This is a genomic window from Olleya sp. KKT75, assembly GCF_055635485.1.
On record NZ_CM145759.1, the window covers coordinates 1,061,011 to 1,075,690 of the forward strand.

14 protein-coding genes are annotated in these 14,680 nt (G+C 34.4%); 11 read left to right on the forward strand and 3 right to left on the reverse strand.

All coding sequences use genetic code 11. The annotated features are described in order from the left end of the window. Positions 1-51 precede the first annotated feature (51 nt). A complete protein-coding gene (gene brnQ, locus ACZ2G2_RS04750; protein WP_470394264.1) occupies positions 52-1,353 on the reverse strand; it encodes a branched-chain amino acid transport system II carrier protein in 1,302 nt (433 codons plus the stop codon). 2 nt (positions 1,354-1,355) lie between these two features. Further along, a complete protein-coding gene (locus ACZ2G2_RS04755; RefSeq protein ID WP_470394265.1) occupies positions 1,356-2,903 on the reverse strand; it encodes a serine hydrolase in 1,548 nt (515 codons plus the stop codon). A gap of 93 nt (positions 2,904-2,996) precedes the next feature. Here ACZ2G2_RS04755 and ACZ2G2_RS04760 point away from each other — a divergent pair, with 93 nt between their 5' ends. Next, positions 2,997-3,770, forward strand: a complete 774-nt coding sequence (locus tag ACZ2G2_RS04760) for an alpha/beta fold hydrolase (RefSeq protein ID WP_470394266.1) — start codon at positions 2,997-2,999, stop codon at positions 3,768-3,770. A gap of 101 nt (positions 3,771-3,871) precedes the next feature. Next, positions 3,872-4,150 (forward strand): hypothetical protein, encoded by a 279-nt coding sequence (locus ACZ2G2_RS04765; RefSeq protein ID WP_470394267.1) that lies wholly within the window; start codon positions 3,872-3,874, stop codon positions 4,148-4,150. Here the strand turns inward: ACZ2G2_RS04765 and thiL are convergent. Further along, positions 4,147-5,196 carry a thiamine-phosphate kinase gene (thiL, locus tag ACZ2G2_RS04770; RefSeq protein WP_101203623.1) on the reverse strand — a complete coding sequence of 350 codons (1,050 nt, stop codon included), beginning with the start codon at positions 5,194-5,196 and terminating at the stop codon, positions 4,147-4,149. The two genes, ACZ2G2_RS04765 and thiL, sit on opposite strands and share 4 nt — an antisense overlap. Positions 5,197-5,369: 173 nt before the next feature. Between thiL and ACZ2G2_RS04775 the strand changes: the two genes are divergently transcribed. From ACZ2G2_RS04775 to sufD, 9 genes are all read left to right on the forward strand, one after another. After that, positions 5,370-6,929, forward strand: coding sequence for a choice-of-anchor B family protein (locus ACZ2G2_RS04775; RefSeq protein WP_470394268.1), 1,560 nt, complete (start codon positions 5,370-5,372; stop codon positions 6,927-6,929). Positions 6,930-6,988: 59 nt separating this feature from the next. Next, positions 6,989-8,344, forward strand: coding sequence for a hypothetical protein (locus ACZ2G2_RS04780; protein WP_470394270.1), 1,356 nt, complete (start codon positions 6,989-6,991; stop codon positions 8,342-8,344). 4 nt (positions 8,345-8,348) lie between these two features. After that, entirely contained in the window at positions 8,349-9,113 is a 765-nt protein-coding gene (locus tag ACZ2G2_RS04785; RefSeq protein ID WP_470394271.1) for an MbnP family protein, read from the forward strand. A 2-nt stretch (positions 9,114-9,115) separates the two neighbouring features. Next, positions 9,116-10,186, forward strand: a complete 1,071-nt coding sequence (locus tag ACZ2G2_RS04790) for a cytochrome-c peroxidase (RefSeq protein WP_470394273.1) — start codon at positions 9,116-9,118, stop codon at positions 10,184-10,186. Between the two features lie 108 nt (positions 10,187-10,294). Next, complete coding sequence (locus ACZ2G2_RS04795) at positions 10,295-10,624, forward strand: HesB/IscA family protein (protein WP_090841719.1); 330 nt, start codon at positions 10,295-10,297, stop codon at positions 10,622-10,624. A gap of 19 nt (positions 10,625-10,643) precedes the next feature. Further along, positions 10,644-12,092: a Fe-S cluster assembly protein SufB gene (gene sufB / locus ACZ2G2_RS04800; RefSeq protein WP_090841721.1), complete on the forward strand. Its 1,449-nt coding sequence runs from the start codon at positions 10,644-10,646 to the stop codon at positions 12,090-12,092. Between the two features lie 15 nt (positions 12,093-12,107). Beyond that, complete coding sequence (locus ACZ2G2_RS04805; RefSeq protein WP_101203628.1) at positions 12,108-12,455, forward strand: hypothetical protein; 348 nt, start codon at positions 12,108-12,110, stop codon at positions 12,453-12,455. A gap of 5 nt (positions 12,456-12,460) precedes the next feature. After that, the gene (sufC, locus tag ACZ2G2_RS04810) at positions 12,461-13,222 is read left to right on the forward strand and encodes a Fe-S cluster assembly ATPase SufC (protein WP_090841725.1); all 762 of its coding nucleotides are present in this window, start codon (positions 12,461-12,463) and stop codon (positions 13,220-13,222) included. Positions 13,223-13,365: 143 nt separating this feature from the next. Next, positions 13,366-14,679, forward strand: a complete 1,314-nt coding sequence (gene sufD / locus ACZ2G2_RS04815) for a Fe-S cluster assembly protein SufD (RefSeq protein ID WP_090841728.1) — start codon at positions 13,366-13,368, stop codon at positions 14,677-14,679. Position 14,680: the final 1 nt, after the last annotated feature.

Genomic DNA, 14,680 nt, shown 5'->3' on the forward strand with positions numbered 1-14,680 from the left:
TTTATAAAATTTTTAGACCGTTTTAAACCCGACATTTACCCGTCAAAGCCCTTAAACAGCTAGAGTTCTTGATTTTTTTAAAACCACATTAGCAAATAAAAACCCAATACAAGCTGGCAACACCCAACCTAAACTATGTTTTGCAAAAGGTATATAATGTATAATATTAGTTAAAGTTTCCGAAGGACTTAAAAACCCAATAACATCAGGAATACTAAAAATAAAAGTCAACAAAACCACCACTCTAAACACCAATTTAGAAGCATATTTATCTGGAATGGCATTCAATAAAATTAACACAATTGTGATAGGATAAATAAACAATAATACTGGTAACGCAAACACTATAATAGTATTAAAATCTAACTGCCCAACCACAACACCAAAGACACTCGCAATTGTAGCAGTTACTACATAAACGATTTGAGAGTTATTAATTAAGCCTTTAAAATAATCTGCTGTTCCAGTAACAATACCAACAGCTGTTGTAAAACATGCCAAAGCAATTAATACACTTAAAACCGAATACCCAAAAGCACCAAGCGCTTTAACACTAATCCCAGTTAATAAGTTAGCACGTTGCATATCGCTATTTAAACTACTGTTTATGTCTATTTCTGCACCATAAGAAGCACCAACCGCAATAAGACCAGCGTAAATTATAAACAAACCAAAACCCGCAATTAATCCTGATTTTTTAATCAGGTCCTTTTTAGCTTCAAAAGAAGCCTCTGTTTTTAAATTAATAGAAATTATAATTACGGCTCCTACTACTACTGCCGCAATCGCGTCAAAGGTTTGATACCCTTCCAAAATACCAGATACAATTGGTGTATCCATTGTTGTTGGATTAGTAATCATTTGTGTAGAATATAATCCGATACCAATAACCAGTAATAAAATAATAACAATAAAAGGCGTCAAATACTTACCTATTATATTTAAAATCTTAGAACGGTTTAAGGCAAAAATCAGCACTAAAATAAAGTATATACTACTTGTTAATAAAGGCGAGGTTCCAAAATTTGGATGTATCGCTATCTCATGCGTTGCTGCTGCGGTACGTGGCGACGGAATAGCAACCGCTATTAAATAAATTAGTATGCAATAAATAAAACTAAAAGTTGGAGATACTTTTTTTCCGAAATCATATAACGTCCCTTGTAATTTAGCATGCGCATAAATACCTATAATAGGAATTGCCACTGCTGTAATAATAAAGCCTAAGGTTACCCAAAACCAATTCTCACCTGCATTATATCCTAAAAGCGGTGGTAATAATAAATTTCCTGCACCAAAAAACAGAGAAAACAAAGCAAAGCTTGTTATTAGAAGATCTTTTGTTCTATTCAAAATTAGTCTTGTTTAATTAGTTTTAAGTCTTCAAAATCAAAGCTAAAATCTGTTACAGGTGCAATAGGCTTTAAGGTAGCACTTACTGCCTTACCTGTTTCGTCAAAGCTAAATTGCACATAGCAATCTGCATCGTAACTTCTATTATCCCATTTAACAATAAATGTTGTGGCATTATAAGGTAATAAACTTCCTTTTAGTGTTTGAGATTTATCTGAAAGCAACCTTAAATCAGTTCCGCTTTGCGTAATACTAACCTTTCCAAACCATACATCTTTATATGCTCCTACAATAGCATCCGCTTTTGGAATAATAGCACTGTTTTTCATTTTAGCTACTTGATCAAAAACTACTGTTTTTAAACTGTCATTATATGTATACCACTCGGTATTGTTTCTTCCTAATTTATCTAACCAATTACGATCTTCGTAGCCTAAATAACTATCTTTAATAGTATTAGTTATCGTTGTAAAAGCAGCCCCATTCATCTGATTAGTTAATACCACAATTGCTAAATCTAAATCCGGAATCATAGTAAATTGCGTTACCGTTCCTAATAATCCACCAGTGTGATATACTTGCTTATAACCACCTTTTACATCGGTTAAAAACCAACCTAAACCGTAGCCTTTAAAGTTTGAATTATAACTATCGTTAGCACTTACTTTTAAAGGCGTCTGTAATTGCCAAAGCTCATGGAATTGTTTTTCACTTAACAAACGCTCGCCTTCTGCAGTCACAGCATCATTCATTAAAAACTGTGCCCAAGTTAACATATCGTCCACGTTACTCATAATCCCTCCTGCTGGATTTGCTAACGGACTCCAATCATGCGGAATCTGAACCAATTTACCATCAGCAAGCGTATGGGCTTCAATAATATTAGACTTATCTGTCACACGATTATAAGATGCTTTACTGTTAGTCATCCCAACCGGTTTCATTATTTTAGTTTCAATAAATTCTTCCCAAGACAATCCACTAACTCGTTTTAAAACCTCTCCTGCAATAATAAACATGTTGTTATTGTAGGCAAATTGACTTCTAAAAGAGCTCTCGGCTTCTAAATGACCAACATTTTTAAGCACATCACTAACATTAAAATCGGCTTCCGGAAAAAACATTAAATCTCCTGCACCAAGTCCCATTCCGCTTCTATGCGTAACCAAATCTCTAACCGTAAACTGCTCCGTTACCCAAGCATCTTTTAATTTAAATTCAGGAATATGCAGTCTTACTTTATCATCCCAATTAAGCTTACCTTGATCCACAAGCATTGCTAATGCAAAACAAGTAAATCCTTTACTGTTAGAAGCCACACCAACTAAAGTGCTATTATCCATCTCTTTTTTATTAGACATAGCGCGCACACCATGACCTTTAGCATACACCACTTTTCCGTCTTTAATTACACCAACGGAAATCCCTGGAACGTTAAAGGTTTTTAAAGTGCTCTCAACAAGTTGATCTAGTTTAGCCTCTTCAATTTGAGCAGACAAAGTCATGCTTGTAAAAAAAGCTATAGTATAAAGGAAAGGTTTTAATCTCATAATTTGATAGTTTATAATCTAGGCAATCAAATATAGTAAATAGTTAATCAAAACAACTTACTAAAAACAGTACAAATCTTATCTTTGCAGGCTATGATTTTAACTTACAAAGGTATATCCATTTCTTATTCTGTTTCTGGACAAGGTAAAACAGTCACCTTATTACACGGTTTTTTAGAAAACAGTACGATGTGGAAGGATACCGTTACCAATCTAGAACGCACACATCAGGTCATTACTATAGATTTGTTAGGACATGGTTTAACAGACGCTTTAGGTTACGTGCACACCATGGAAGACTTTGCAGATGCAGTAGATGCAGTACTTACCCACTTAAACATTACAAGTACTACGCTAGTTGGCCACTCGCTTGGTGGTTATGTTGCTTTGGCTTTCGCCGAAAAAAAGCCGAATACTATTGAGGGACTGTGTTTAATGAACTCGACACCTTTTGCAGACAGCCAAGAACGCATCATACTTAGAAACCGAGCCTTAAAAGTCGCAAAGACTAACTACAAAAACTTAGTTAGCATGTCTATTAGTAATTTATTTTTTGAAGACAATAGAATTCGTTTTGAAGACGCTATTGAAAATATTAAAACCGAAGCTCTAAAAACACCACTTCAAGGTTACGTTGCCACACAAGAAGGCATGAAAATTAGAACTGACAGAACTAAAACATTAGAAAATTTAAACTGCAAAAAACTAATTATTGCTGGTAAAAACGATCCCATTTTATCTAAAACAGATCTGCATCAATTAGAAAAATTAAATGGTGTTACGGTTACTATTTTAGAAGGTGGACACATGTCTCACATCGAAAACAAAGAAGAATTCCTACAAGTAATAATGCGTTTCATCGAATAAATAGTGCTTTTTGACGTTTAATTGGTTTTTTATCCTACTTTCGGTAAACGCTATATATCAGATTTTTACAAAATGTATAAAATCTAACAAAAAAACGAATCATGCACAAAGTACCACAAAAACAATCTCTTAAAGGAAAATTATACTGCTCCGTATTCGGACACAATTTTCAGGTCAGTAAAAAAATTACTTATCACGTTAAAGAATACCAATGTTGTCATTGCAAAAAAGAAATGACTACTAATAGTAAAGGAAACTTAACAGAGTTAACACCAAAATATAGAGAAATTAATTATGTACTAAAGCGCATACACAAAAACAAGCAAAAACGTTTTGCTACACAAGCACTAAAAAATGCACCATTAAAACTATCGTCTTAGTCTTTATCAAAGCTATTCCAACCTTGCGCTGTTAATGCAATTTTTTGATCACCTCTAGTTACTAAGTGTGCTCCAGAAGCTTCATCTGTAATAAAACCAATCACGGTTAAATTTGGATTCGCTTTAATTTTTGGAAAATCTTCTTGAGAGATCGTCATTAATAGCTCATAATCTTCACCTCCACTTAAAGCAATGGTTGTGCTATCCATATTAAACTCCTCACTTGTAGAGATTACTTGAGGGTCTAATGGTAATTTATCTTCGTATAAATCACAACCCACCTTACTTGCCTTGCACAAATGTAATATCTCTGAAGATAAACCATCACTAATATCAATCATAGACGTTGGCTTAACCTCTAATTCTTGCAATAGTTTTACAATATCTTTTCTAGCTTCAGGTTTTAATTGACGCTCTATTATATAAGTATACGCATCTAAATCTGGTTGACTATTTGGGTTAACTTTAAAGACTTCTTTTTCGCGTTCTAACACTTGAAGTCCTAAATAAGCACCACCTATATCTCCAGACACCACTAACAAGTCGTTAGGTTTTGCACCACTTCTGTAAACCTCATCGCCTTTTTTAACTTGACCAATAGCTGTTACAGAAATAATTAATCCAGAGGTTGATGACGTCGTATCACCTCCTACCAAATCAACATTATAAATTTTACAGGCAGTTTCTATTCCTGCATACAACTCTTCAATCGCTTCTAAAGGAAAACGATTAGACACCGCAATAGATACAGTAATCTGTGTTGCTTCTGCATTCATAGCATAAACATCAGACAAATTAACAACTACAGCCTTATAACCCAAATGCTTTAAAGGCATATAGCTTAAATCAAAATGTACACCTTCTACTAAAAAGTCTGTACTTACAACCACTCTGTTATCACCAAACTCCATTACAGCTGCATCGTCACCAATGGCTTTAATAGTAGATTGTTGGGTCACCTCAAAATGCTTTGCTAAATGATCAATTAAACCAAATTCTCCTAATTGGCTTAAGTCCGTACGTTGTTGATTTTTATCTTCTATCATACTGCAAAAATACTAAGCTTAATTTAATAGTAGCTCTAAAAAATTCTAAATTGTCTTAATATTCAAAAAACAAATTTATTTTTATTAAAAATTTAACATTTTAACACGTGAAAAACGCATTTCGCTACTATTTCCATTAAATTTGTTATTAAAAATTAAGAATACCTCAACCAATGTCTATTTCAAAAAAATTACTATTTATACTCCTTTTATGTACTACGCAATTAACACTAGCACAAAGTCCTTGTGTTAATGGGTTTGCAACACAAACAATAAATGGTGTAGAAACCAGCTATCCTTGTAATGGCTATGACTTGTTATCGCGCATACCAATTTCGACATTAGCAACAACATTGGGTAACGAAGAAGGTAGTGATTTATGGGGCTGGACGGACCCTTTAGATGGAAAAGAATATGCCATAATCGGGACAACAAACAGCACCGCTTTTGTAGATATTAGCGACCCAATTAACCCTGTTTTTCTGGGACGAATAGAAACCGCAAACGGAAACACCTCTTTCTGGAGAGACATTAAAGTTTATAATAATCACGCGTATATTGTTGCTGATGGTGTTGGTGGTCACGGAATGCAAATTTTTGATTTAACTACATTGCGATCTGGTGTAAATGACGATTTAACTTTTACTAATAGTTCAACAGACGGAAATGTAAAAGTATTTACTGGCGACAACGGAATTAATATTGGTAGTTGCCATAATATTGTAATTAACGAGTCTGAAGGCATAGCTTATTTAGTAGGCTGTGGTGGCGCTGCCAGTGGCGGACCTGTTTTTGTAGATATCACAACGCCATTATCGCCAACCATAGTTGGTAGCTATTCAGGAAAAGGTTACACACACGATGCACAAGTTATTACATACAACGGAACAGATAACAATGTAACCAGTCCAACAGTAATCGGAGTCTCTAGTTATATAGGTAGAGAAATATTATTAGCCAGCAATGGTGGATCAAATGACAGAGTCGTACTTTTAGATGTTACCGATAAAAACAACCCTCAGTTTATTTCAGAAATAACGTATCCAAATCCCGGTTATGCACACCAAGGTTGGTTTACTGACGATCACAGGTATTTTATTTTCGGAGATGAAACAGACGAACAAAATTTTGGATTTGGCACACGTACTTTCGTGTTTGATATGTTAGATTTAGACAACCCTGTTTTATCAACTACTTACGAAGCTTCAATAGCAGCAATAGACCATAATGGTTATGTTAAAGACGACACCTTTTATTTAGCAAATTATAGAGCTGGGATGCGTGTATTAGACATTCCTACACTTATTTCTGCTAATAACAGCAATTCTGAAACCGGTTATTTTGACACTTACCCGGCTAGCAATAGTGCTAATTTTAATGGTGCTTGGAGTATCTACCCTTATTTTGAGAGCGGTAATATAATTATTAGTGATATTGAAAGAGGTCTTTTTGTGGTAAGAGCAAGCAACAATCCATTAAGTATCAAAGACTTTAACTTAGACTCTAAATTTAGTTTGGTACCAAACCCAGCTAAAACCAATTCAAAATTAACAGCTAGTAAAGGTCAAACTATTACTTCTGTAGAAGTGTATAATGTGATTGGTAAAAAGCTTTTTTCTAAAAACAATATTAATCAAGACAGTATCGTTTTACCAACAACGCATTTATCTAATGGATTATACTTAGTAAAAATAAACAATACGACTACTAAAAAGCTAGTAGTCAACAAATAGACAAAAACTTAGAGGATAAAAACCAAAGCCTTTTAATAGTTAGAAAAAGCAATTCACAGATGTTTAAATTAAAAAATATAGTCGCTATAACCTTAACCGCTATTAGTGTCCTGTTTTTCTCTTGTAAAGATGAAACCTTAGAAGAAATAGAACCCGCCACAAATACATTAGCCCAAGGTAACTTAGAGACTGCCACAACACTAGGAGGATCAAAAAACGAAAGCGGTCAAGCAGTAGCAAAAACGACAGATGGTGGATGTATTGTTCTAGGATTCACACAATCCATGGATGGAGATGTTACCACAAAGACTGATGAAAGCTACGATGTTTGGGTTTTAAAATATAACGAAGATTTAACTTTAGAATGGACTAAAACTTTTGGAGGCACCAATGACGAAAGAGGCCATGACATCATCCAAACTCAAGATGGTGGCTACGCTATAATTGGGTTTACGTATAGTACTGATGGTGATGTTACATCAAACAATGGACAAGAAGATTTTTGGATTATAAAACTAGACGCCCAAGGCAACCTACTTTGGGAAAAAACCTATGGCTATTCTGGAATAGATACTGGACACGCCATTATACAAACTAATGATGGTGGTTATTTTATAACGGGTGTTTTAGATGTGACATCATCTGGAGGCGCTGGTAATACAAGATCCAACCAAGTACAACATGCAGGCGGCGACTACTGGGCTTTAAAACTAGACCCTACAGGAAACATCCAATGGAGTAAATACTTTGGGGGCTTCTTTTCGGATACCGCATATGACGCTATTCAAACTAACGACGATAGCTTTATTATAATTGGATCTTCTGATAGCGAAGACACAGACATTAGCAACAATATAGGTTCTTATGATTTTTGGATTATTAAAACGTCAAATACAGGAGAAACCTTATGGGAAAAATCTTTTGGAACTACAGAAATTGACGAAGCTAGAGCAGTGATTAATACCACAGACGGAAACTATCTAATTATTGGAGACACCAGAGGAGACAATACTGATGTTAGCTCTAATTCCGGCGCTGCAGACGTATGGGTAATTAAAGTGTCGCCTAATGGCGAATTACTTTGGGAGAAAACTTACGGAGGCGAAGGTTTTGATGTTGGACGCGATATCGCTACAACTAACGATGATGGCTTTATTATTAGTGGAAGCTCAAGAAGCGCGTCGGGAGACTTAACTACCAACCAAGGTCAAAATGATGCTTGGGTCTTTAAAATTGACAACTCAGGAAACTTAAAATGGCAAAAAACTGTTGGTGGTACTAACGTCGATTTTGCTTATGGTGTAACCGAATTAAATAACGGAAAAATAATAGCAGTCGGAGAATCCAGCAGCAATGACGGAGATATTACTGAAAACAAAGGTTTTACAGACTTATTACTAATTGAAATTAATTAAAAACATGAAAAAAATTGTTTCCCTTTTAACCATAGCATTATTAATTTTTGCTTGTAACGAGGATAATGATGACAACACCATTATAGCACCAGGAGTCACTTTTAACTTTACACACAATTGGGACGAAACAACTATAAACAGCACTAATTTAGAAACCGAAACCGTTACAAATACTAATGGCGAAGTTATAAACATCAATAGATTTAGGTATTTAACCTCTAGGTTTGAACTAACTAATCTTACTGGAGAAACGTACGTATTTGATGGTTACAAGTTTACTGATTTATCTGAAGACACAACATACAACTTTACACCAGAAACTAACACAATCCCCTCTGGTACGTACAATCTAAAATTTGTATGGGGTTTTAACGCAGAAGATAATACCGATGGAATATACCAAGATTTAAATTCAGAATCATGGAATTGGCCAGCAATGCTAGGTGGTGGTTATCATTTTTTACAATTTGATGGCATGTACAATGTAGACACTGCAAGTCCTTCACCTTTTAATTTTCATAACGGAACAGCAAGAGTTAGCGATGGTGTTTTTGAAGACAATTTTGCGATCATCACATTTGACACACCAATAACCATTTCAAACAATACAACTATTGAAGTTAAAATGAATATTGCCGAATTGTTTAAAAACCCAAACACATGGGATTTAAACGTATTAGACACACCATTAATGCCAAATTACGATGCACAAAAAATGATGCAGCAAAATATAATGAGTGCTTTTAGTTTAGGCGAAATCACAGAATAATTATGAAAAATTGGATAGTCTTTAGTTTTGTAATATTTGTGTTTTTTGGATGCGCTTCAGAAGACACAAACCAAGACGATGCTTATATTCCAATTCCCTATCAATTAGAAATACCTCAACTATTTATAGAAAAATTAATAGACCCGATTGTACCGCTAAGCAACCCACTAACTGTTGAAGGTGTCGCCTTAGGTAAACGCTTATTTTTTGACAACATACTTTCAGTTAACAACACAAAAGCCTGCGCCAGTTGTCATTTACCACAAAATGCCTTTACAGACCCAAACCAATTTAGTAGCGGTGTAACAGGGATTCCTGGTAACAGAAACAGCATGCCTTTATTTAATTTAGCATGGAATTTTGATGATAAATACTTTTGGGATGGTCACGCTTTAGGACTAGAAAATCAAGCTTTAGAACCTGTAATTGATGCTAACGAATTAGGTAATGACAGCTGGGAACCAATTGAAGCAAAACTAAACAACCACGACCAGTATCCTTTATTATTTGAGCAAGCTTTTGGTACTGCGATTATAACTAGACAACTTGTAACAAAAGCAATTGCACAATTTGAACGCACTTTAATTTCCGGAAATTCTAAGTTTGACAAATTTTCTAATGGCACAGTAGCATTAACACCTCAAGAAGAAAACGGGTTAGCTATTTTTATGGATGAGGAACGTGGCGACTGCTTCCACTGTCATGGCAATCCAAACAACCCATTGTGGACAGACAACCAATTTCATAATAACGGTTTAGACGCTACTTTTTCAGATTTAGGTTTTGGAGCAGTAACAGGAAACCCAAACGATAATGGTAAATTTAGATCCCCATCACTACGTAATTTAGCTTACACAGCACCTTACATGCATGATGGTAGATTTGCAACTTTAGATGACGTAATTAACCACTACAGCACAGGACTGACAACCTCTTCTACCATCGATCCATTGATGAAAAAAGTTAATCAAGGCGGTGTTAATTTAAACCCCCAAGACAAAGCCGATTTAAAAGCCTTTCTTTTATCATTATCAGATCCAAGCTTCATTAACAATCCCGATTTTATTCAGTAATAAGAAAAACCTATAAAACCATATGCTAATATAATGTTAGTTGCTATTGAAAAAAGCGACTGATGTTGTATCTTTGCACTCTATTTAGATAAATTCTAATTAACAGGTATGATAAAAGTTTCTGACACAGCTAAAAAAAAGGTTATCGAATTGATGACTGATGATGGCTATAATGCAACCACAGACTACGTTCGCGTAGGTGTGAAAAGTGGTGGTTGTTCTGGTTTGTCTTATGATTTAAAATTTGACAAAGAAAAAGAAGATGAGGATAAAGTTTTTGAAGATAATGATGTAAAAATCATTGTTGACAAAAAGAGTTTCTTGTACCTAATTGGTACCACTTTAGAATATTCAGGCGGATTAAACGGAACAGGTTTTGTGTTTAATAATCCAAACGCCAACCGTACTTGTGGATGCGGAGAAAGTTTTTCATTATAATTAAACTTACAGACAAAATATGTCAAAGTATACAGAGGACGACCTTAGAGAAGAATTAAAAACCAAAGAATACGAATATGGTTTTTTTACAGATATAGAATCTGAAACATTCCCTATTGGTTTAAATGAAGACATCGTTCGTGCTATTTCTAAGAAAAAGGATGAGCCAGAATGGATGACAGAATGGAGATTAGAAGCTTTCAAAGTTTGGAAAACAATGAAAGAGCCAGATTGGGCAAATGTAAACTACAAAAAACCAGATTTTCAAGCCATAGCTTATTACTCTGCTCCTGTAGCAGTTGATCCTAATAAAACATTAGACGACGTAGATCCAGATCTATTAGCGATGTATAAAAAATTAGGAATCTCTGTTGATGAGCAAAAGAAGATGAATAACGTTGCAATGGATATTGTAGTAGATTCAGTTTCAGTAGCAACAACATTCAAAAAAACGTTGTCAGAAAAAGGTATCATTTTTATGAGTATTTCTGAGGCTATAAAAGAGCATCCAGAATTAGTTAGAAAATATATAGGAAGTATTGTTCCAACAACAGACAATTTTTACGCAGCCTTAAACAGTGCTGTTTTTAGTGATGGATCGTTCTGTTATATTCCAAAAGGTGTTAGATGTCCTATGGAATTATCAACATACTTCAGAATTAACCAAGGAGGAACAGGGCAGTTTGAACGCACACTTTTAATTGCGGACGAAGGTAGTTATGTCTCTTACCTAGAAGGTTGTACAGCACCTAGTCGTGACGAGAACCAATTACACGCAGCAGTTGTAGAGCTGATTGCAATGGATGATGCTGAGATAAAATACTCAACCGTTCAAAACTGGTACCCTGGAAGTGCAGAAGGTAAAGGTGGTGTTTACAACTTTGTTACAAAACGTGGATTATGCGAGAAAAACGCAAAAATCTCTTGGACTCAAGTAGAAACAGGAAGTGCTGTAACTTGGAAATACCCATCTTGTATTTTAAAAGGTGATAACTCTGTAGGAGAATTTTACTCGATTGCAGTAACTAACAACTACCAACAAGCAGATACAGGAACGAAAATGATTCATTTGGGTAAAAACACCAAATCAACTATTATTTCTAAAGGTATATCTGCAGGAAAATCACATAACTCATACAGAGGATTAGTACAAATAGGAAGTCGTGCAGACAATGCGCGTAACTTCTCGCAATGTGATAGTTTATTAATGGGTAATGAGTGTGGTGCACATACATTTCCATATATAGAAGCTAAAAACAAAACGGCTCAAATAGAGCACGAAGCAACTACAAGTAAAATTGGAGAAGATCAAATATTTTACTGTAACCAACGTGGTATTGATACAGAAAAAGCAATTGCTTTAATTGTAAATGGTTTTAGTAAAGATGTTTTAAATAAGTTACCAATGGAGTTTGCTGTAGAAGCACAAAAATTATTGGAAATTTCTTTAGAAGGATCTGTAGGTTAATAAATAGTAATTGAAATGAAAAAATTAGCAATTCTTTTTATGTTTATCGCTTGTATTAGCTGTAAAACAAACGAAGAACAAACCTATACAGGCGGCTTTGTATATTATCAAGATGCTGCTGTTTTTCAAATGGGAAATGTAATTCATGGTGTGATCTTAAATAATAAGGTCGACCAAATTATTACCCAAGCTAAAGCCTTTCAACAAGCACCAACAGACATGGTGGAAATTGAGGTGATAGGCGAGTTAGTTCCGAAGGGAGACCAAGAAGAAGGCTGGCCATATAAGCTAAAAATAAATAAAGTTATCAGCGTAAAAGCTTTAGCTCAAAATAAAAACGACGTTATCAAACTAGGAAAATAAGTAATATGTTAAAGATAAACAACCTACACGCAAGTGTTGAAGACAAGTCCATATTAAAAGGAATTAATCTTGAAGTAAAAGCAGGAGAAGTACATGCTATCATGGGACCAAATGGTTCTGGAAAAAGTACTTTAGCTTCTGTAATTGCAGGAAAAGAAGAATACGAAGTAACGGATGGTAACATTCTTTTAGACAATGAAGACATCGAAGACTTAGCTGCTGAAGAGCGTGCACATAAAGGTGTGTTTTTATCTTTTCAATATCCAGTAGAAATTCCTGGAGTTAGTGTTACTAACTTTATGAAAACTGCAATTAACCAAACTAGAAAAGCAAAAGGTTTAGAGGATATGCCAGCTAAAGAAATGCTGCAATTAATCCGTGAAAAATCTGAGCTTTTAGAAATTGATCGTAAATTTTTGTCACGTTCTTTAAACGAAGGGTTTTCTGGAGGAGAAAAGAAACGTAACGAGATTTTTCAAATGGCAATGTTAGAGCCAAAATTAGCTATTCTTGATGAAACTGATTCTGGATTAGATATCGATGCTTTACGTATTGTAGCTAACGGAGTCAACAAACTAAAAAGCAAGGATAATGCTGTAATAGTTATTACACACTACCAACGTTTATTAGATTATATCGTACCTGATTTTGTTCACGTTTTATACAATGGAAAAATTGTTAAATCCGGAGGAAAAGAACTAGCGCATGAGTTAGAAGAAAAAGGTTATGACTGGATTAAAGAAGAAGAAGACGCTAAAAATAATTAGTAGTAATCAGTATTAGTTTTCAAAGACAAACTAAACTAACTACACAATATTTTATAGTTTCAAAATCAATAAATAGTACCCAGCCAAACGTTGTCTTTATTATAATATTAATAAAAGCAAGCTGTAGCTGAAAACTGAACAATATGAGTTTAAAAGATAAATTAGTATCCTCTTTTATAGCATTCGAAAATCATGTAGATATAGATTCTAAAATACATGACATTAGAAGCGAAGCAATAAAAACGTTTGAAACAGAAGGTTTTCCTACTAAAAAAGACGAAGCTTGGAAATACACATCATTAAATAGTGTTTTAAAACACGATTACAGCGTGTTTCCAAAGCAAGAAAACGCATTAGAGTATAATGATATAAAAAAATACTTTATCCACGACATAGACACTTACAAGATTGTGTTTATTGACGGAAAATACTCGTCACACTTATCAGAAACGACTCATGACGGACTTGATGTGTGTTTAATGTCAGCTGCCTTAAGCAAGCCTAAATACCAGTTGGTAATAGACAATTACTTTAATAAAATTGCTACAAAAGATGGACTATCATCTTTAAACACTGCGTTTTCTAAAGAAGGGGCTTACATACACATTCCTAAAAATAAAGTGGTTGCAAAACCAATACAAATATTACATTTCTCTACAGGAAATGAGTCGACGTTGTTATTACAACCACGTAACTTAATTGTTGTTGAAGAAAATGCACATGTACAAATAATAGAACGTCACCAAAGTGTTACAGACAATCCAGTTTTAACTAACTCGGTTACAGAGATTGCTGCAAACAAACGTGCTATTGTAGATTATTACAAAATACAAAACGATAATAAAAATGCGTCTTTAATTGATAGCACATTTGTTGATCAAAAACGCGAAAGTCACGTGTCTGTTCATACGTTTAGTTTTGGAGGAAAATTAACGCGTAACAACCTTAACTTTTACCAAAATGGAGAGCACATGGACTCTACATTAAACGGTGTAACTATTATTGGAGACAAACAACACGTTGATCACAATACATTAGTACATCATATAGAGCCAAATTGCGAAAGCCACCAAGATTACAAAGGGATCTTTAACGATAGTTCAACTGGTGTTTTTAACGGTAAAGTAATTGTTAATAAAGAAGCACAAAAAACAAATGCGTTTCAATCTAACAACAACATATTGTTAAGCGACAAGTCAACAATAAACTCTAAACCTCAACTTGAGATTTTTGCAGATGATGTAAAATGTTCTCATGGGTGTACGATTGGACAATTAGACGAAAGCGCTTTATTTTACATGAAATCTAGAGGTATTCCTGAAAAAGAAGCTAAAGGATTATTAATGTATGCGTTTAGTAACAACGTTTTAAAATCTGTAAAAATTCCAGAATTAAAACAACGTATCACAAAAATTATAGCAACAAAATTAGGTGTTAACATTGGTTTTGATTTGTAAA